This is a genomic window from Micromonospora sp. R311 (assembly GCF_056780015.1).
The window spans coordinates 64,036-81,731 of the sequence record NZ_JBSWCE010000005.1; the positions used below are offsets into that span (position 1 = coordinate 64,036).

General features: G+C 73.9%; 19 protein-coding genes and 1 pseudogene. 13 read left to right on the plus strand and 7 right to left on the minus strand.

Going from position 1 to position 17,696, the window contains the following annotated elements:
- Positions 1–103 precede the first annotated feature (103 nt).
- Together AC1WTP_RS05400 and AC1WTP_RS05405 are read left to right on the plus strand one after the other, a co-directional pair.
- Positions 104–952 carry an NADH-quinone oxidoreductase subunit C gene (locus AC1WTP_RS05400; RefSeq protein WP_481648148.1) on the plus strand — a complete coding sequence of 283 codons (849 nt, stop codon included), beginning with the start codon at positions 104–106 and terminating at the stop codon, positions 950–952.
- The gene (locus tag AC1WTP_RS05405; protein ID WP_447134597.1) at positions 952–1,914 is read left to right on the plus strand and encodes a complex I subunit 1/NuoH family protein; all 963 of its coding nucleotides are present in this window, start codon (positions 952–954) and stop codon (positions 1,912–1,914) included. Before AC1WTP_RS05400 ends, AC1WTP_RS05405 begins: the two co-directional genes overlap by 1 nt.
- A 107-nt stretch (positions 1,915–2,021) precedes the next feature.
- On the opposite strand, the gene AC1WTP_RS05410 is transcribed toward AC1WTP_RS05405, so the two are convergent.
- Positions 2,022–3,095, minus strand: coding sequence for a glutathione S-transferase family protein (locus AC1WTP_RS05410; protein WP_481648275.1), 1,074 nt, complete (start codon positions 3,093–3,095; stop codon positions 2,022–2,024).
- 52 nt (positions 3,096–3,147) lie between these two features.
- Here AC1WTP_RS05410 and AC1WTP_RS05415 point away from each other — a divergent pair, with 52 nt between their 5' ends.
- The 9 genes from AC1WTP_RS05415 (at position 3,148) to AC1WTP_RS05455 (ending at position 13,250) form a co-directional block, all read left to right on the plus strand.
- Positions 3,148–3,579 carry an ester cyclase gene (locus tag AC1WTP_RS05415; RefSeq protein WP_481648149.1) on the plus strand — a complete coding sequence of 144 codons (432 nt, stop codon included), beginning with the start codon at positions 3,148–3,150 and terminating at the stop codon, positions 3,577–3,579.
- Between the two features lie 55 nt (positions 3,580–3,634).
- Complete coding sequence (locus tag AC1WTP_RS05420; protein ID WP_481648150.1) at positions 3,635–4,261, plus strand: NuoI/complex I 23 kDa subunit family protein; 627 nt, start codon at positions 3,635–3,637, stop codon at positions 4,259–4,261.
- Between the two features lie 280 nt (positions 4,262–4,541).
- Positions 4,542–5,081, plus strand: coding sequence for an NADH-quinone oxidoreductase subunit J family protein (locus tag AC1WTP_RS05425; protein WP_481648151.1), 540 nt, complete (start codon positions 4,542–4,544; stop codon positions 5,079–5,081).
- Positions 5,078–5,461 (plus strand): NADH-quinone oxidoreductase subunit NuoK, encoded by a 384-nt coding sequence (gene nuoK / locus AC1WTP_RS05430; protein WP_481648152.1) that lies wholly within the window; start codon positions 5,078–5,080, stop codon positions 5,459–5,461. The genes AC1WTP_RS05425 and nuoK overlap by 4 nt, the downstream gene beginning before the upstream one ends.
- A complete protein-coding gene (locus AC1WTP_RS05435) occupies positions 5,458–7,404 on the plus strand; it encodes an NADH-quinone oxidoreductase subunit 5 family protein (protein WP_481648153.1) in 1,947 nt (648 codons plus the stop codon). The genes nuoK and AC1WTP_RS05435 overlap by 4 nt, the downstream gene beginning before the upstream one ends.
- 291 nt (positions 7,405–7,695) lie before the next feature.
- Positions 7,696–9,201, plus strand: a complete 1,506-nt coding sequence (locus AC1WTP_RS05440) for a complex I subunit 4 family protein (protein WP_481648154.1) — start codon at positions 7,696–7,698, stop codon at positions 9,199–9,201.
- Between the two features lie 61 nt (positions 9,202–9,262).
- On the plus strand, positions 9,263–10,810 hold the full coding sequence (locus tag AC1WTP_RS05445; RefSeq protein WP_481648155.1) for an NADH-quinone oxidoreductase subunit N: 1,548 nt from the start codon (positions 9,263–9,265) through the stop codon (positions 10,808–10,810).
- Between the two features lie 120 nt (positions 10,811–10,930).
- Positions 10,931–11,806 carry a zinc metalloprotease HtpX gene (htpX, locus tag AC1WTP_RS05450; RefSeq protein WP_481648156.1) on the plus strand — a complete coding sequence of 292 codons (876 nt, stop codon included), beginning with the start codon at positions 10,931–10,933 and terminating at the stop codon, positions 11,804–11,806.
- A 184-nt stretch (positions 11,807–11,990) separates the two neighbouring features.
- Positions 11,991–13,250, plus strand: a complete 1,260-nt coding sequence (locus AC1WTP_RS05455; RefSeq protein WP_481648157.1) for an MFS transporter — start codon at positions 11,991–11,993, stop codon at positions 13,248–13,250.
- Positions 13,251–13,543: 293 nt separating this feature from the next.
- On the opposite strand, the pseudogene AC1WTP_RS05460 reads toward AC1WTP_RS05455, so the two are convergent.
- Positions 13,544–13,746 (minus strand): annotated as a pseudogene (locus tag AC1WTP_RS05460) (glycoside hydrolase family 15 protein); the annotation flags it as partial.
- Positions 13,747–14,076: 330 nt separating this feature from the next.
- A complete protein-coding gene (locus tag AC1WTP_RS05465; protein WP_481648158.1) occupies positions 14,077–14,466 on the minus strand; it encodes a heavy metal-responsive transcriptional regulator in 390 nt (129 codons plus the stop codon).
- A 127-nt stretch (positions 14,467–14,593) separates the two neighbouring features.
- Between AC1WTP_RS05465 and AC1WTP_RS05470 the strand changes: the two genes are divergently transcribed.
- Positions 14,594–15,562, plus strand: a complete 969-nt coding sequence (locus AC1WTP_RS05470) for an alkylmercury lyase family protein (protein WP_481648159.1) — start codon at positions 14,594–14,596, stop codon at positions 15,560–15,562.
- A 56-nt stretch (positions 15,563–15,618) separates the two neighbouring features.
- A complete protein-coding gene (locus tag AC1WTP_RS05475) occupies positions 15,619–16,116 on the plus strand; it encodes a YdeI/OmpD-associated family protein (RefSeq protein WP_481648160.1) in 498 nt (165 codons plus the stop codon).
- Here AC1WTP_RS05475 and AC1WTP_RS05480 read toward each other — a convergent pair whose 3' ends face one another.
- The 4 genes from AC1WTP_RS05480 to AC1WTP_RS05495 are packed head-to-tail and all read right to left on the minus strand — an operon-like array spanning position 16,117 to position 17,543.
- Positions 16,117–16,452: a YnfA family protein gene (locus tag AC1WTP_RS05480; RefSeq protein ID WP_481648161.1), complete on the minus strand. Its 336-nt coding sequence runs from the start codon at positions 16,450–16,452 to the stop codon at positions 16,117–16,119.
- Entirely contained in the window at positions 16,449–16,712 is a 264-nt protein-coding gene (locus tag AC1WTP_RS05485; RefSeq protein WP_481648162.1) for a hypothetical protein, read from the minus strand. The genes AC1WTP_RS05480 and AC1WTP_RS05485 overlap by 4 nt, the downstream gene beginning before the upstream one ends.
- Before the next feature lie 28 nt (positions 16,713–16,740).
- Positions 16,741–17,190, minus strand: coding sequence for a MerR family transcriptional regulator (locus AC1WTP_RS05490; RefSeq protein WP_481648163.1), 450 nt, complete (start codon positions 17,188–17,190; stop codon positions 16,741–16,743).
- Positions 17,187–17,543, minus strand: coding sequence for a hypothetical protein (locus AC1WTP_RS05495; RefSeq protein WP_481648164.1), 357 nt, complete (start codon positions 17,541–17,543; stop codon positions 17,187–17,189). The genes AC1WTP_RS05490 and AC1WTP_RS05495 overlap by 4 nt, the downstream gene beginning before the upstream one ends.
- Positions 17,544–17,696 lie beyond the last annotated feature (153 nt).

Consider the following 17,696-nt stretch of genomic DNA (forward strand, 5'->3'; position numbering starts at 1 on the left):
CCGCAGATCGCCCTGCCGGGGCGGGCCGGGGACGCCGTCCGGGCCGCCCGGGTGCCCGGCTCGGACCGGCGCGCCCGGCGGAGCAGGCCCTAGGATCAGCCGCATGACTCCGGAAGAGGTCGGCCAGCGGATTGTCACGCTGCTCGCGCCGGCCGAGGCCACCGCGTCGGTCTCCGGCGGTCAGGCGCACGCCCGCGCCACCGTCGACGTACCGCCGGCGAGCTGGGCGGAGGCGTTGCGCGCCGCGCGCGACGACGCCGAGCTGGGCTGCGACTTCTTCGACTGGCTCTCCGCGGTCGACGAGCTGGCCGACGGCTTCGCGGTGGTGGCCCACCTCTGGTCCACGGCCCGCCGGCACGGCGTGCTGCTGCGCACCCGGGTGCCCCGCGAGGCCCCCGCGGTCGCCTCGGTGGTGGACGTCTACCCCGGCGCCGGTTGGCACGAGCGGGAGACGCACGAGATGTTCGGGATCGACTTCACCGGCCACCCCGGCCTGCGGCCGCTGCTGCTGCCGCCCGAGTTCGAGGGGCATCCGCTGCGCAAGGAGTTCGTGCTGGCCTCCCGGGTGGCCAAGCCGTGGCCGGGCGCGAAGGAGCCGGGCGAGTCCGAGGCGGGCGGCGGACGCCGGCCGATCCGGCCGCCGGGGGTACCCGCGCCGGGTGAGTGGGGGACGACGCCGACGCCGGCCGGCGCGGGCGGGGCCGGCGAGGGCCCGCGCGGCGGCGTCCCGGCCCGCCCGGCCCGGGAGCGCCCCGCCCGGCCGCCCCGTGCCTCCCGGCCCGCCGCCGGCCCGCCGCCGGCCGACCCGGCCGCCGCCGACGCCGGCCCGCTGCCGGGCGCGCCCGGTGGCCGTGGCGCGGGGACCGCCCGCTCCGGTCCGCCGGCGGACCGGCCGTCCGAGCAGGGGCCGGCCGCGACCGAGCGGGCCGGCGACGACGGAGGTACGGCCTGATGCCGCTCTGGCTGGAGCTGGTGATCCGGGTGGGCGGCGTGCTGGTCGCCTTCCTCACCCTGCCGCTGCTCGTCGGGCAGGCCGAGCACAAGGTGATGGCGCACATGCAGGGCCGGCTCGGCCCGATGTACGCGGGCGCGTTCCACGGTTGGGCGCAGCTGATCGCCGACGGGGTGAAGTTCGTGCAGAAGGAGGACGTCACCCCGGCCGAGGCGGACCGGGCGGTCTTCCGGCTGGCCCCGGCCGTCGCCCTGGTGCCCTACCTGCTCGTCCTGCTGGTCATCCCGCTCGGCCCCGGCGACCTGGTCGGGCAGCCGCTGGACATCGGCCTGTTCTTCGTGCTGGCCGTGGTCGGGGTCGGCGTGGTGGCGGTGCTGATGTCGGCCTGGGCGTCGGCCAACAAGTACAGCCTGCTCGGCGGGCTGCGCGGCGCCGCGCAGCTGCTCGGCTACGAACTGCCGCTGGTGCTCGCGGCGGCGTCGGTGGCGATGGCGGCGGGCACGCTCAGCCTGCCCGGCATCGTCGAGGCCTGGCAGCCCTGGTGGCTGCTCTGGCAGGCGCCCGCGATGATCATCTTCTTCGTGGCCGGGCTGGCCGAGATCCGCCGGCCGCCGTTCGACATGCCGATCGCCGACTCCGAGCTGGTGTTCGGCTACATGACCGAGTACACCGGCCTGCGGTTCGCCTTCTTCCTGCTCGCCGAGTACGTCGGGATCGTGGTGATCGCCGCGCTGACCACCGTGCTCTTCCTCGGCGGCTGGCACGGCCCGTTCGCCGACGCGCAGCTCGGTTGGCTCTGGACGCTGCTGAAGGTCTTCGCCGTGTCGTTCCTGGTCATCTGGCTGCGGGTGGCGTTCCCCCGGCTGCGCGAGGACCAGTTGCAGCGGCTGTGCTGGCTGGTCCTGGTCCCGGCCGCGCTGGCCCAACTGGTCCTCACCGCCGCCGTCCGCGTAGCCCTCTGACCCGGGCGCTCCCCGCCAGCCCCGCGTTGATCATGAGGTTGACGGCGTCGCCGTCGGCGTGTCGCGCCGCCAACCTCATGATCAACGGGATCGGGTTACCCGCCGGGTCAGCGGAGGGGGGTGTGGGTGGGGTCGATGCGTTCGGCGGTGGGTGGGGGTGGCGGGGGAGTGCCGTCGCCGAAGGGGCGGCCGCCGAGTGCCTCCCGGCCGTGCGGGGTGAGCCAGTTCGTGAGGTCCGGCCCGAGCGGCACCACCCCGGTCGGGTTGATGTCCCGGTGCACCTCGTAGTAGTGCCGCTTGATGTGGTCGAAGTCGATGGTGTCGCCGAATCCGGGGGTCTGGAACAGGTCCCGGGCGTACGCCCAGAGCACCGGCATCTCGCTGAGCTTGCTCCGGTTGCACTTGAAGTGGCCGTGGTAGACCGCGTCGAAGCGGGCCAGCGTGGTGAACAGCCGCACGTCGGCCTCGGTGATGGTGTCGCCGACCAGGTAGCGCTGCCCGGCCAGCCGCTCGCTGAGCCAGTCCAGCCGGTCGAAGAGCCGGCGGTACGCCGACTCGTACGCCTCCTGGCTGCCGGCGAAGCCGCACCGGTAGACGCCGTTGTTGACGTCCCGGAACACCATCGCGTTGACCTCGTCGATCTCGTCGCGCAGCCGCTCCGGGTAGAGCTCCGGCGCGCCCTCGCGGTGGTACGCCGTCCACTCGGTGGAGAGGTCCAGGCTCATCTGCGCGTAGTCGTTGGTCACCACCTGCCCGGTCGGCACGTCCACGATCGCCGGCACGGTGATGCCCCGGTCGTAGCCGGGGAACCGGGCGAAGTACGCCTTCTGGAGGCGCTCGATGCCGAGCACCGGGTCGCGCCCGCCCGGGTCCAGGTCGAAGGTCCAGCTCCGGGCGTCGTGGGTCGGCCCGGCCACCGCCATGGAGAGCACCCCCTCCAGCCCGAGCAGCCGGCGGACGATGATCATCCGGTTGGCCCAGGGGCAGGCGAAGCTGACCGCCAGCCGGTAGCGGCCGGGCTCCACCGGATAGCCGTCCCGCCCGTCGGCGGTGACCCGGGTGGCGATGTAGCGCTGGTCCCGGGTGAACTCGCCGCCCGGCTCGACGTACTTGCCGCCGGTCGTCCCGCCTGATTCGCCGCCCACGCCGTCTCCTCCGGTGCCGTCGTCGTCTGTCCCCATCATTGCGGATCTCCGGCCGGCCGGCCCGGGGTGCGCTGACTACGCTGCCGGGATGACCGATGTGGAGGCGGCGGCCCGACGCTTCATCGCCGATGTCTGGAACGCCGGCCGGGAGGAGTCCGCGTACGACCTGATCGCCGCGGAGTGCCCCGGACCGGGCGGCTCCGGGCCGGAGGCCACGCTCGCCTGGCACCGGGACCGCCGGGCGGCCTTCCCGGATCTGCGCTACAAGATCGTGGACCTGGTGGCCGCGGGGAACCGGGTGGCGGTGCACTGGCGGGCGGCGGGCACCCAGGCCGGGCAGTTCGGTCCGGTGCCGCCGACCGGCCGGGTGGTCAGCTACTCCGGCGCCACCTTCCTGCGCTTCGACGACACCGGCCGGATCATCGACGTGTGGAGCTGCAACGAGCTGTTCCAGGTCCTCCAGCAGCTCGGCGTCGAGATGCTCCCGCCCGTCGGCGGCGTCAGCGCGACCGGGGGGTGATCCGGCCGAGCCGGGCACCGGGGGGTGGTCGCGCGCGCCGCGGGCACAGGGCAGGATGGTCGGCATGAGCGACCGCAGCGAGCGCAGCGAGGCGGGCGGCACCGGTGATCGCGGCCTGCCCGGCGCGGGTCTGGTCAAGGGGCTGGCCGTCACGCTGAAGACGATGACCCGGCGCTCCACCACCCAGCAGTACCCGGACGTCGCCCCCGAGCTGCCGCCCCGGTCCCGTGGCGTGATCGCGCTGCTCGAGGAGAACTGCACGGTCTGCATGCTCTGCGCCCGCGAGTGTCCGGACTGGTGCATCTACATCGACTCGCACAAGGAGGAGGTGGCGGTGCCCGGCGCCGCCCGCCCCCGGCAGCGCAACGTGCTCGACCGGTTCGACATCGACTTCTCGCTCTGCATGTACTGCGGCATCTGCGTCGAGGTCTGCCCCTTCGACGCGCTCTACTGGTCGCCCGAGTTCGAGTACGCCGAGTACGACATCAAGGACCTGCTGCACGACAAGGACCATCTCGGGCAGTGGATGGGCACCGTGCCGCCGCCGCCGGCGCACGACCCGAACGGCGAGCCGGCCAAGGAGGAGACCGCCGCCGCGCGCAAGGCCGCCGTCCCGGCCGCCCCCGCCGACCGGCCGGCCGCCCCGACCGTGCGCCCGGAGCCCGGCGAGGGCACCCCGTGAGCGCGAGGAGTGAGCCGGGGTTGCGAGCCCCGCAGTCGCGAGCCGAGGCCGGCCCCGTGAGCGCGAGGAGTGAGCCGGGGTTGCGAGCCCCGCAGTCGCGAGCCGAGGCCGGCCCCGTGAGCGCGAGGAGTGAGCCGGGGTTGCGAGCCCCGCAGTCGCGAGCCGAGGCCGGCCCCGTGAGCGCGAGGAGTGAGCCGGGGTTGCGAGCCCCGCAGTCGCGAGCCGAGGCCCGCCCCGTGAGCGCGCCCGCCGGCCGGGCCGGGACCGCAGGGGTGGCGCGGTGACCGGTGCGGACGTGCTGCTGCTCGCCCTGGGCGCGGTGGTGGTCGGCTCGGGTGCGCTGGTGGTGGGCACGAAGCATCTGGTCCGGGCCGGCCTCTACCTGGTGGTCTGCCTGGGCGCGCTGGCCGGGATCTACCTGGTGCTCGGCGCCGAGCTGGTGGCCTGGGTGCAGGTGCTGATCTACGTGGGCGCCGTGGTGGTGCTGCTGCTGTTCGCGGTGATGCTGACCCGGGCTCCGATCGGCGCCTCCGACGACCTGGACCGGCCCGGCTGGCCGGCCGCGCTGATCGGCGGTGGGTCCGGGCTGGGGCTGGCCGCCCTGCTGGTCGACGCGTACCGCTGGACGGCGGTGGAGCTGCCCGACGCGGGCACCGCGGAACGCCTGGGCGAGGAGATCTTCGCCAGCTGGGTGCTCCCGTTCGAGGTGCTCTCGGTCCTGCTGCTGGCCGCCCTGGTCGGCGCGATCGTGCTCTCCCGTCCCGACATCGGCCGGCCGGGCGCCGGGCGGGACCGCGCCGAGCAGGGGCGGTCGCGGTGAGGCCGGTCATCCCGTACGTCACCGCGGCGCTGCTGTTCGGCCTCGGCGTCTACGGCGTGCTGCGCCGGCGCAACGCGGTGCTGGTGCTGATGGCGGTCGAGCTGATGCTCAACGCGGTCAACCTGGTGCTGGTCACCGCGGACACCACCGCGAAGGCGGCGCTGCCGCACGGCGGGCAGGTCTTCGCGCTCTTCGTGATCGTGCTGGCCGCCGCCGAGATCGGGGTCGGGCTGGCGATCGTGCTCCAGCTCTACCGGCTGCGGGCCACCGTCGCCGTGGACGAGGTCCCGCTGACCGAGCCCGCGACCGAGCCGAGCCCCCTCGCCGTCGAGGCGGGAGCCCGGTCCGGGGCGGCCGACCGCCCGGAGGGGGAGCGGTGAGCACGACCACCCTGCTCGGCGCGCTGCTGCCGGTCGTACCCCTGGTGGCGGGCCTGCTCGGCCTGCTGCTGCCGCCCGCGCCCCGCGACGCCGGTGCGGGCCGGGCGCGTCGCGCGGCGATCGCCCTCGGGGTGGCCGGTGCGGCCGGCGCGCTCGCGCTCGCGGTGGCCCTGCTGGTCACCCTCGACGGGGCGGCGGAGGCCTCCACCACGTGGGTCGACCTGGGCGGGTTGACCGTCACCCTCGGGGTGCGGCTGGACGGCGCCGCCGCGCTGGTCGCCGTCGCGGTCGCCGCGGTGGCCCTGGCCGTGCAGGTCTACTCGATCGGCTACCTCAAGCGCGGCCCGCACGACGACGTCGACGTCGACCACCGCTACCCGCCCTACGCCGCGCAGATCAGCCTCTTCACCGCCGCCATGCTGCTCGTGGTGGTCGCCGGCGACCTGGTCCTGCTGCTGGTCGGCTGGGAGGTGATGGGCATCTGCTCCTACCTGCTCATCGCGCACGACCGCCGGCTGCCCGAGGCGCCCGCGGCCGCGATGAAGGCGTTCCTGGTCACCCGGGTCGGCGACGTCGGCTTCCTGCTCGGCATCGCGCTGCTCGGCGTCTCGGCGGGCAGCTTCCGGATCGCCGACGTGCTGGCCCACGACCACGCCACCGGCACGCTCACCGCCGCCTGCCTGCTGCTGCTGGCCGGGGTGGCCGGCAAGAGCGCCCAGTTCCCGCTGCACACCTGGCTGCCCGACGCGATGGCCGGCCCGACCCCGATCTCCGCGCTGATCCACGCCGCCACCATGGTCGCCGCCGGGGTGTACGCGGTCACCCGGCTCTATCCGCTGTTCCAGCGCGCCCCGGTCGCACTGGCCGTGCTCGGGGTGATGGCCGCGGTGACCCTGCTGCTCGGCGCGCTCGCGGCCACCGCGCAGGACGATCTCAAGCGGGTGCTCGCCTGGTCGACGGTCTCCCAGATCGGCTACATGACCGGCGCGCTCGCCGTCGGCTCGCCACCGGCCGCGCTGTTCCACCTGCTCACCCACGCCGCGTTCAAGGCGCTGCTCTTCCTCGCCGCCGGTGCGGTGATCCACGCGGTCGGCACCACGCTGATGTCGCGGATGGGCGGGCTGCGCCGGAGCATGCCGCTGACCTTCTGGTGCACGGTGATCGGTCTCGGCGCGCTGGCCGGGCTGCCGCCGCTGTCCGGCTTCTGGAGCAAGGACGGTGTGCTCGCCGCCGCCCAGGAGGCCGCCCTGCACGACGCCGGCCCGGCCGCGTCCTGGGTGGGCTGGCTGGTCTGGCTGGCCGGTCTGGCCGGCGTCGCGCTCACCGCCTGGTACGCCACCCGGCTGCTGCTGCGCACCTTCTTCGGCACGTCCCGCACCCCGCTCGCCGCGCCGCACGACCCGCCGGCGGTGCTGCGCTGGCCGGTGCTGCTGCTCGCCGTCCCGGCCGCGCTGCTCGGCCTGGCCGGCTTCGCCGGTCCGTTCGCCGACCGGGTCCGGCCGGCGCCGCTGGCCACCCCCGAGTTGCCGTCCGACCTGCTGCCGCCGGCGGCGCTGGTGCACCTGACCCCGGCCGTGCTGCTGCCGCTGGCGCTGCTGGCCGTCGGGGCCGGGCTGGCGTGGGCCGGCTGGCGGCGGGATCCGGCCGGTGACCCGGCGACCGCGCTGGGTCCGCTGCGCCCGGTGTTCGCCCGCGCGTTCCGGCTCGATGACGTCCAGCGCACGCTGGTCGTACGCCCCACGGGCGCGCTGGCCCGCGGCGTGCGTACCGCCGACGAGGTGGTGGTGGACGGCGCGGTCACCGGCAGCGGCCGGGCCGCGGTCGGCCTCGGCGGCGGGTTGGCGTCGCTGCACCGGGCGGCGCTGCCCCGGGCCGCGGCCGGCGTGCTCGCCGGCGCCCTGCTGATCGGCCTGGCCGCCGCGCTGATCGGAGGGGCGGCATGAGCGCGAGGAGTGGGCCGGGTTTGCGAGCCCCGCAGTCGCGAACCGAGGTGACGCCGTGAGCGCGAGGAGTGGGCCGGGTTTGCGAGCCCCGCAGTCGCGAACCGAGGTGACCCCGTGAGCGCGAGGAGTGAGCCGGGGTTGCGAGCCCCGCAGTCGCGAACCGAGGTGACCCCGTGAGCGCGAGGAGTGAGCCGGGGTTGCGAGCCCCGCAGTCGCGAACCGAGGTGACCCCGTGAGCGCGAGGAGTGAGCCGGGGTTGCGAGCCCCGCAGTCGCGAACCGAGGTGACGCCGTGAGCGCGGGAGAGTTCCTGCTGGTCGCGGTGCTCGCGGTGCCGGCGCTCGGCGCGGTCGCGGTGGCCGCGACGCCCCGGGACCGGGCGGCCCGGGTGGTCGGCACGGTGGCCGCCGCGGTCACCCTGCTGGCCGCCGCGCTGCTCGGCCTCGGCGACCGGGCCTGGTCCGGCTACGCCCCGACCGGTGCGGCGGTGCGCCCCTGGCACCGGGTCGACCTGCCCTGGGTGCCCGGCCTGGACCTGCGCTTCCACCTCGGGGTGGACGGCATCTCCTGGCCGCTGGTGGTGCTGACCGCCCTGCTCACCCTGCTCTGCTGCGGCTACACGCTGTGGAAGGTGCCCGACGGCGGCAGCGGCCGGGCCCTGGTGGCCCTGCTGCTGGTCGTCGAGGTCGGCATCCTGGGCACCTTCCTCGCCCTCGACCTGGTGCTCTTCTTCGTCTTCTTCGAGGTCGTCCTGCTGCCGATGTACGCGGTCATCGCCGGCTGGGGCGGCGCGGACCGGCGGCGGGCGGCCCGCAAGTTCGCCCTCTACACCCTGCTCGGCTCCGTGCTGCTGCTGGTCGGCGTCTACGTGGTGGTGGCCGCCGCGGGCACCGCCGACATCGTGGCGCTCACCGGCGGGGCCGGGCTGTCCCGGGGCACCCAGCTGGCCGCGTTCACCCTGCTGGCGCTGGCGTTCGCGGTGAAGAGCCCGCTCTGGCCGCTGCACTCCTGGCTGCCCGACGCGCACACCCAGGCGCCCACGGTGGGCAGCGTGGTCCTCGCCGGGGTGCTGTTGAAGATGGGCACCTACGGCCTGATCCGGGTCGCGGTCGGGGTGGCGCCGGAGGGGGCCCGCTGGGCGGCCCCGGTGCTCGGCGCGCTGGCGGTCGCCGCCATCCTGGTCGGCGCGCTGGTCTGCCTCGCCCAGGACGAGCTCAAGCGGCTGATCGCGTACTCGAGCGTGGGTCACATGGGCTTCGTGCTGCTCGGCGTCGCCACCCTCACCACCACCGGCATCCAGGCCGCGCTGATCGGCAACGTCGCGCACGGGGTGATCACCGGGCTGCTCTTCTTCCTCGCCGGCGCGGTGAAGGACCGGGCGCACACCGGGTCGCTCGCCGACCTGTCCGGGCTGCGGGAGACCGCGCCCCGGCTCGCCGGGCTGCTCGGCTTCGCCGCGGTCGCCTCGCTGGGGCTGCCCGGCCTGGCCGGGTTCTGGGGCGAGGCGTTCGCGGTGATCGCCGCGGTCGAGGTCGGCGGGGCGTTCTGGACCACGCTCGGGGTGCTCGCGGCGGTCGGCGGGGCGCTGACCGCCGCGTACTTCCTACGGCTGCTGCGCATGGTGACGCACGGCCGGCCCAGCCCGGCGGTCGCCCGGTTCACCCCCGGGCTGGCCGGGGCCGAGGTGACCGCCTGGGCGCCGCTGGTGCTGCTGGCCCTGGCGGTCGGGCTGGCCCCCGTACTGGTGCTCGGCGTCGCCGAGGCGCCGGTCGACGCACTCGTGGAGGTGCTGCCGTGAGCGTGCTACGTGCGCCGAGGGGGCTCGGCGCGGTGGCCGGCCGGCGAGGCGGGGTGACGGCATGAGCGTGGTGCAGAGCGTCGACAACGTGGCGCTGCTGCCGGCGTACCTGGCCGCCGGCACCGCCGTGCTGGTGCTGGTCACCGACCTGGTGCTGGCCCGGCCGCGGGCCACCGTCGCGGCGGCCGCCCTCGGCGCGGTGGCCACCGCGCTCGGCTCGGCGCTGGTGGGCGCCGGAGCCGAACGACGCACCTTCTGCGTCGGTGCCGACTGCTCGTACGTCTTCGGCGGGCGCGCGGCCCTGGTCGGCGCGGTCGTCGCCCTGCTCACCCTCGGCGTGCTGGCGCTCTCCGGCCCGGCGCTGCGGGCCGGGCAGTCGCCGGTCGGGGAGTACGCCTTCCTGCTCGCCTGCTCGATGACCGGCGGTGTGGTGCTCGGCGCGGCCGGCGACCTGATCACCCTGATCGTGGCGCTGGAGACGCTCACCCTGCCGCTCTACGTCCTGGTCGGGCTGCGCCGGGGCAGCCTGGCCAGCGCCGAGGCGGCGGTCACCTTCTTCGTGGTCAGCGTGGTCGCCACCACCCTGACGCTGCTCGGCGCCGCGCTGCTCTACGCGGCCACCGGCGCGCTGCACCTGGGCCGGCTCGGCACGCTCTTCGCCGACCGGCCGGAGCTGTTCGACCTGCCGCTGACCGGCGTCGCCGTGGCCCTGGTGGTGCTCGGGCTGGCGTTCAAGGTGGCCGCGGTGCCGTTCCACGCCTGGGCGCCGGCCACCTACGACGGCGCGCCGCTGCCGGTGGCGGCCTACCTCTCCACCGCCTCGAAGCTGGGCGGCGTGGTGGCCCTGCTCGCCGTGGTGCAGCACGCGCTGCCGGCCGAGGTGACCGGTCCGGTGCTCGCCCTGCTCGCGGTGCTGACCATGACGGTCGGCAACCTGGTGGCGCTGCGCCAGCGGCGGACCGTCCGGCTGCTCGCCTGGTCGTCGGTGGCCCAGGCCGGCTACATCCTCGCCCCGCTCGGCGCGCTGGCGCTGGCCGCCGGCCGCACCGGTGACGCCCGCACGGCCGCGTACGCCGCCGCCGTCGCGTACGCCGTCTTCTTCGTGGTGCTGGAGCTGGCGGCCTTCGCGGGCGTGGTGGCGCTGCGGCCGGCCGGTGCGGACGGCGGGACGCTCGACGACCTGCGCGGCGCGGCCCGCCGGCACCCCTGGCGGGCGGCGGCGCTCGGGCTGGCGCTGATCGGGCTGGCCGGCCTGCCGCCGGGCCTGGCCGGGCTGTTCGCCAAGGTGACCGTGGTCCGGGCGCTGCTGGACGGCGGCGCCGGCTGGCTGGCCGTGGTGGTGGCCGTGAACGCGGTCGTCGGCCTCGCCTACTACCTGCGGCTCACCGCCGCCCTCTACGCCCCGGCCGCCGCCAACCCCCCGGGCGCAGGCCCGGCGGTCGCCACCTCGCCGGGTACCGGCCCGGCCGCCACCGCCTCGCCGGATGCCGGTCCGGCGGTCGCCGCCGTGCCGGCCGGCGCGGTCGCCGTGGTGCTGGCGGCGGCCACCCTCGTCGCCCTGGTCATCGGCGTCGCTCCGCAGCTCGTGCTCGACCTCGCCGCCCGCTGAGCCGGGCGCGCATGGTCGCGCTCCCAGGTAACTCACAGCCATACGACGGATGGTTGGCGGGTACCGGGTTGTTGAACCGGTCAGCGGATCCCTGGTGATCCGTGCACCGAAGGAGCGATCGTGCATCACAACCGTCTGAAGACCGCCGCGCTGCTCGGCCTGCTCACCTCGCTGATCCTGGCGGTGGGTTACTGGTTCGGCGGCAGTGGTGGACTGGTCATCGCCGTCGTCCTGTCACTGCTGATGAACGGCATCACCTACTTCTACTCCGACAAGCTCGCACTGCGCTCGATGCGGGCGCAACCGGTCAGCGAGGCGGAGTTCCCCGAGCTGTACCGGATGGTCCGCGAGCTGGCCACCGAGGCCCGGCAGCCGATGCCGCGGCTCTACGTGAGCCCGACGTCGCAGCCGAACGCGTTCGCGACCGGGCGCAACCCGCAGCACGCGGCCGTCTGCGTGACGCAGGGGATCACCGAGATCCTCGACTACCGCGAGCTGCGCGGGGTGATCGGGCACGAGCTGTCACACGTCTACAACCGGGACATCCTCATCTCCAGCGTGGCCGCCGGCCTGGCCGGCATCATCACCACCCTGGCGAACATCGCCTGGTTCATCCCGCTGGGCGGCGGGGACGACGAGGACGCCCCGAACCCGGCCGTGCTGCTGCTCACCATCATCCTGGGCCCGATCGCCGCGACCATCATCCAGCTGGCGATCAGCCGGAGCCGGGAGTTCCAGGCGGACGCGTCCGGCGCCCAGCTGACCCGCGACCCGCTGGCCCTGGCCAGCGCCCTGCGGAAGATCCACATGGGCACCCAGCGCCGGCCGCTGCCGGCCCAGGGGCAGCTCACCAGCACCGCCCACCTGATGATCGACAACCCGTTCCGGGGCGGCGGCGTGGCCGCTCTCTTCTCCACCCACCCGCGGATGGAGGAGCGGGTCGCCCGGCTGGAGCGGATGGCCGCCGGCGCCGGCCCGGTGCAGTTCCAGCGCTGAGCTGAGGGCGCCCGGCGCCGGCCTCCGGCCGCCGGGTGAGCGTCCCACCACCTCCGCCCGTGCCCGGTCCTCCGGGCGCGGGCGGAGTCGTGTGCGCGGGCACAAACCGTTTCTCCGGCGGGTGGCCGAGCGTTAGGGTCGAAACGTCTCCCACCCGTTACATTCCCTGCCGAGGAGGTCGACCGTGGCCGCACTGCGCCAGTACCTGGGCGTCTGGCGGATCCCCGGGGCGCAGATGCTGCTGGTCACCGGCATCGTCGGCCGGCTCGGGATCGGCATGACCCCGCTGGCGCTGCTGCTCGTGGTCGAGCAGGTGACCGGCCGCTACTCGCTCGCCGCGGTGGCCGGCGGCATCTACGCCCTCTCCGGCGCCGCGCTGAGCCCGGTCGCCGGGCGGATCGCCGACCGGGTCGGCCCCACCCCGGTGCTGCTCGGCACCGCGGTCGCCCACCCGCTCGCGCTGCTCGGCCTGCTCTGGGCGGCCCGCGCCGAGGGCGGCAGCCTGGCGTTGGTCTTCCTGGCCGCCGGGGTGGCCGGGGCCACCTACCCGCCGCTGACCGCCGCGATCCGGGGCGCCTGGAACGACCTCACCGGCCCGGCCTCCGGCCGGTACCACCTGCGCAACACCGCGCTCGCCGCGGAGACCACCCTGTTCGAGATCGTCTTCGTGCTCGGGCCGCTGCTGGTGGCCGGGTTCGTGCTGGTCGCCGACGCGATGGCGGCGCTGGTCGGCTCGGCCGTGGTGACCCTGGTCGGTACCACCGCGGTGGCGCTCGGCCGGGTCATGCGCGGCTGGCGCCCGCACCCGCACGAGCACCGCGCCCGAGGGCTCGGGCCGCTGCGGGTCGCCGGGTTCCCCGCGCTGCTGCTCTGCGTGGCGAGCCTGGGTATCGCCTTCGGCGCGGCCGGCGTCATCGTGCCGGCGTTCGCCACCAACTACACCGCCGACGACCCGGACAGCCTCGCCGGGGTGCTGCTGGCCGTCTGGGGGATCGGCAGCGCCGCGGGCGGGTTCTGGTTCGGCGTCCGCCGGCCGGCGCCGAACATGACCCGGCAGTTCGCCTGGCTGCTCGGCGCGGTGGCGGCCAGCTTCGCCGTCTTCGCGCTGATGCCCACCCCGGCGGCGCTGGGCACCGCGCTGGTGATCGGCGGCGCCACCATCGCGCCCGCGCTCACCCTGGAGAACACCCTGGTCGGCCGGATCTCGCCGGCCAGCATGCTGAACGAGGCGTACACCTGGGTGGTCACCATGTCGGTCGGCGCGAGCGCCGCCGGCGGCGCGGTGGCCGGGCTGATCGTCGACCACGCCGGCGGGGTGCCCTGGGCCTTCCTCTTCGCCGGGGCGGCGGTCGCCGTCGGGGCCGGGGTCGCCGCGCTGCCCGCCGGCCCCATCGCCCGCGCGGAGACCACGGCGGTACGCGCCGAGGAGCGCGTCCCGGCCTGAGGTCTGGACCCGGGTCGGGGCGGGTACGCCAGGACCATGTTCGTCTTCTTCTCGAACCGGATCGGCTGCCTCGGCTCGCTGTTGATCAGCGCGATCCTGACGGTCATCCTGCTGCTGATCTTCGCCGGCTAGACGCCGGGCCGGGAGGTACCGGTACCGGGCCGGGCCGGCCGCCACGCCGGCAATCGCGTTGGCCATCGCTTCGCCCGTCCGCGCGCAGGTGATCGCTCGGAGCGGCTCTGGGCCGGCCGACGAGGGACCGGTCCGGCCGCCGCCGGGCCGTCAGGTTTGAATCAGCGGCGTCGCTGGTCGAGGAGCTGGTCGAGGGCCACGGCCGTGTTGATGAGGGCCAGGTGGCTGAACGCTTGGGGGAAGTTTCCGACCTGTTCGCCGGTGGCGGCGATCTCCTCGCGTAGAGGCCGAGGTGGCTGCTGAAGGTGAGCATCTTCTCGAAGGTGATCCGGGCGTCGTCGAGGCGCCCGGAGCGGGCGAGGGCTCCGGGATGGCCGGGGCTCCGTCGGCGGGTCACGGTCCGTGGGTGGTTGCGGTAGGCCATCCCGCCTGCCCTCGACCCGGGCAAGCCGAGCAGACCACCCCGCCCGGCCCGCCAGCGTCCGAACCTGTGTCAAGTCGGAACGGCGGCCCCGCTCGTGCCGGGCAGTGTGGGGCACACGGGGGGCACAAGACACTGTCAACCGTCGTCAACCAGCCACCAACGATGGCAGCCCGAGACGCCGTGTGAGCAGGTGTAGCCGGCCGTTCATGCTGGTGGCGGGACAGCGGCTCTAAGTTCCGCTCAACGTCTGAAGTTGTCGACTGTGAGCGGCTATAGGTAGCGGCAGACTTGCTCGGTCGGGCAGGTGTCGGGTTCGGCGTTGTTGGCGGCGCGGTGGAGCTCGGCCACGGTGACTCGGAGGGCGTGCAGGTCGGCGAGCTGGGTGTCGATGGCGTCGAGCTGTTGGGCGAGCAGTTGGCGTACGTGTCCGCAGGGGGCGTGGCCGGTGTCGCGGACGGTGAGAATGTCGCGGATCTGAGCGAGGGTGAGGCCGGCGGCACGGCCGCGGCGGATGAAGTCGAGCCGGCCAATGGCGTCCTCGCCGTAGTCCCGATAGCCGGCGGAGGTGCGTGCAGCGGGTGGGAGAAGGCCGCTGGCTTCATAGAAGCGCAGCGTCTTGGTGGTGGTGCCGGTTGCCTCGGCCAGTTCCCCGATCCGCATCCCGTGACCTCCCGTCGCGCCTTGACCTTCCCCCGTACTGGAAGGTCCAGTCTGGTCCTGGTAAAGCCGTGACGGCCAGGCGGTGTGCGTCATGCCACCAGGAGCCGCGTTTCTGGAAGGAGCTGACATGACCACAGAAGCAAACAAGGCAGTAGAGGGCCGGGTGTCTGTTGAGCTTCGTTCCGTGCCCGACTGTCCGAACCTCGCCCCGGCTCGGCAGGAGCTGCGCGGCGCGCTGGTCGACCTCGGGTTGCCGCTGGCGGTGGTTACCGAGGTCGTGGGCGACTACCCGTCGCCGTCGATCCTGGTCAACGGCGCAGACGTGATAGGCGACACCGGCGACGATTCGGCGGCATGCCGCCTGGATCTCCCCACTGGCGACCGTATCCGCGCTGCCCTGCGCCAGGCGATGGGCGCCGGGTCCGCTACCGCCGACACGGAGCCGAGCCTGGTGGATTGTTGCGCGCAGCCGGGCAACGCCATCCGGGCCGACCGGCCGCACCGCGCCGAGCAGCTACCCGACAGGCTCCGCCAGGTGCACCGCGCGATCCTGCGTCATTTCGCCTCCACCGGGACCGCCCCGACTGACGCCGACATCCGCGCTGCCGTCAACGGGGGGGACCTGGACACAGCGCAAGCGCTGCGGGAACTCGCTCGGGAAGACCTTGTCGCCCTCGACAGCTCTGGGCGGTTGGTGGCGGCCTACCCGTTCTCGCCAACGCCAACGCCGCACGTGGTGTCACTCGACCAGGTCGAGGTGTTCGCGATGTGTGCCATCGACGCGTTGGGGATGCCGTTCATGCTCGCCACCGACGCGTCGATCACCTCCGCCGATCCGCACACCGGCCAACCCGTCCGTGTGAGCATCACCAACGGTGTGGCCACCTACCAGCCGGCAGAAGCGGTGATCGTGTACGCGGCCACCGGGGACGCCGGCCGTTCCGTGGACACGTGCTGCTCCACCATCAACTTCTTCGCCAGCGCTTCCAACGCTCAGGCGTGGATTGCGGCCCATCCGAGCCTGGCGGCTACGGTTCTCGACCAGGACCAGGCCATCACGCTCGGCCGCGACATCTTTCAACCGCTACTTGCCTGAGACCGTCAGCAACACCGCCAGCCCGCCCGCTTCCGACCCCGACACGAGGTGCAGCCATGCACGGCTCCGGAAGGCGTCAACAGTTCACCGCCACGGTGGCCGCCGCCACACGCGGCCGAGTCCTGATTCCGGTTCCGTTCAAGGCGGACACTGTCTGGGGAGCGAAGCCCCGTCACCACATTCGCGGCACTGTGAACGGCATGGGTGTGCGTGGCGTCCTCGAGCCAGTTGGCGACGGTCTCGGGTTCACCCTCGGCCCGGCCTGGCTACGGTGCTGCGGTCTGGCCGCCGGGGACATCGTCGCCGTGACCATCGAACCGGAGGGTCCCCAACGTGACGACCTGGCCGAAGACGTCGCCGCCGCACTAGAGGCGCATCGGCAGGCCGGCGAGTTCTTCGACTCCCTGGCCCAGTTCTACCGGCGCGCTTACCTACGATGGATCAACGCCACCAAACGCCAACCCGATCAACGGCCCCGACGCATCGCCGAGGTTATCCAACTCCTCGAAGCTGGGCACAAGGAACGCCCCCGCCCGGAACAGCAGCAGGAGTAGCTAGCCGGCGCGTGGGGCGTACATGATGACGGCGACGCCGACGAGGCAGATGGCTGCGCCGATGAGGTCGTAGCGGTCGGGGCGGAACTTGTCGACGACCATGCCCCAGGCGAGGGAGCCGGCGACGAAGATCCCGCCGTAGGCGGCGAGGATGCGGCCGAAGTTCGGGTCGGGTTGGAACGTAGCGACGAAGCCGTAGAACCCGAGCGCGATGACTCCGGCCGCGATCCACAGCAGTCCTCGGTTTTCCCGCCAGCCCTGCCATACCAGCCAGGCGCCGCCGATTTCGGCGAGCGCGGCGAGGAGGAACAGCAGGATTGAGCGGGCAACCGTCATGCGTCGGACCGTAGCGTGATCACCTCGCGGTCGTGCTGGTCGGGCTGGCCGCAGGAGCAGTTGCCGCCGGCGCAGCCGGTGGTGTGGCGGCGTTTGGTGGCCCACCACCAGGACAGGCCGGCGAGCACGGCCAGGGCGACGGCGACGCCGGGCAGGAAGCGGTTGACCGCGGCCCAGCCGGCACCACCGAGGATCCCGGCGGCGAGCAGCGCCGGCAGCACGCAGCAGGCGGCGCAGGCGGCTCCCGCGAGTCCCGTCATGCCGGAGGGGAGTAGGCGGCGGAGTCGGTCAGCAGGTGTCGGCACGATCGGTCCTCTCGACCAGCTCAGCGAAGGGCAGGGGGCAGCAGGAGCTTCCGGCGCAGGCGACCAGGTCGTCACAACCGGCCGAGATGGCGGCCCGCAGGGTGTCACGGATGACGGTCAGGTCGGCGAGCTTCTGCTCCACCTCGATGAGCTTTTCCCTGGCCCGTGCCTGGAGGCCGCTGTCCGATCGACCGCCGTGCTGGTGCCGGCCGGCGTCGATCAGGTCGGCAACCTCGTTGAGGGTGAAGCCGAGGCGTTGCGCGGTCTTGATGACCCGCAGCAGGGTGACCGACTCGGCCGGGTAGAGCCGGTGCCCACCCGGCGACCGCTGCGGTGAGGCGAGCAAGCCACGACGCTCGTAGTAGCGCAGCGTCTGCTGGTTGACCCCGGCCGCGTCGGCCAGCTGGCCGCTGCGCAGGCCCGACCCGGTCATCCCTGATCCCGAACAGACACCGCCCGCTCAGCGAGGGCATCGAGCACGTCGACGTGCGCCACCGGTACCCGAACGTCCAACGCCAGCGCGTTCGGGCCGGTCCGGGAGAGGTCAAAAGCGAAGAACGAGCAGCAGGACGACTCACGGGCCGTCAGGTCCCGGGCCGTCTCCTCGACTTGCGCAGCGCCGTCGAGCCGCAACCGCAGGTGCTGTGCCGACAGTCGGTCGATGCCCCGCACGGCGTCAGTGAAGAACTGATCAAACTCGGCGAGCCGCAGCGGCCGTTCGGCGGTCGGCAGCGTGCAGGCATCCGGCACCCAGGCGTCGCCCGTCGTGATGTGGTGGTCACTCATACCCCGACGGTAAGCCGGTACCTAGGTACCAGATGCAAGCCCGAGCTGGAGTTCTCGGCCACTCAGTTGAGGCAGGCCGTCGGAGGCCGGACAAGGCCAACCAACGATGGCCATTGGCGACAACGTCTGCCCAGGTGGCGCAGCGTGATCCGG

Excerpts from the sequence above, each read along its gene's own strand:
- AC1WTP_RS05485 (WP_481648162.1), bottom strand. The coding sequence starts at position 16,712 with ATGACGGGACTCGCGGGAGCCGCCTGCGCCGCCTGCTGCGTGCTGCCG.
- AC1WTP_RS05470 (WP_481648159.1), top strand. The coding sequence starts at position 14,594 with ATGACCACAGAAGCAAACAAGGCAGTAGAGGGCCGGGTGTCTGTTGAG.
- AC1WTP_RS05420 (WP_481648150.1), top strand. The coding sequence starts at position 3,635 with ATGGTCGGCATGAGCGACCGCAGCGAGCGCAGCGAGGCGGGCGGCACC.
- AC1WTP_RS05410 (WP_481648275.1), bottom strand. The coding sequence starts at position 3,095 with ATGGGGACAGACGACGACGGCACCGGAGGAGACGGCGTGGGCGGCGAA.
- AC1WTP_RS05445 (WP_481648155.1), top strand. The coding sequence starts at position 9,263 with ATGAGCGTGGTGCAGAGCGTCGACAACGTGGCGCTGCTGCCGGCGTAC.
- AC1WTP_RS05405 (WP_447134597.1), top strand. The coding sequence starts at position 952 with ATGCCGCTCTGGCTGGAGCTGGTGATCCGGGTGGGCGGCGTGCTGGTC.
- AC1WTP_RS05400 (WP_481648148.1), top strand. The coding sequence starts at position 104 with ATGACTCCGGAAGAGGTCGGCCAGCGGATTGTCACGCTGCTCGCGCCG.
- AC1WTP_RS05480 (WP_481648161.1), bottom strand. The coding sequence starts at position 16,452 with ATGACGGTTGCCCGCTCAATCCTGCTGTTCCTCCTCGCCGCGCTCGCC.
- AC1WTP_RS05475 (WP_481648160.1), top strand. The coding sequence starts at position 15,619 with ATGCACGGCTCCGGAAGGCGTCAACAGTTCACCGCCACGGTGGCCGCC.
- AC1WTP_RS05495 (WP_481648164.1), bottom strand. The coding sequence starts at position 17,543 with ATGAGTGACCACCACATCACGACGGGCGACGCCTGGGTGCCGGATGCC.
- AC1WTP_RS05490 (WP_481648163.1), bottom strand. The coding sequence starts at position 17,190 with ATGACCGGGTCGGGCCTGCGCAGCGGCCAGCTGGCCGACGCGGCCGGG.
- AC1WTP_RS05415 (WP_481648149.1), top strand. The coding sequence starts at position 3,148 with ATGACCGATGTGGAGGCGGCGGCCCGACGCTTCATCGCCGATGTCTGG.
- AC1WTP_RS05465 (WP_481648158.1), bottom strand. The coding sequence starts at position 14,466 with ATGCGGATCGGGGAACTGGCCGAGGCAACCGGCACCACCACCAAGACG.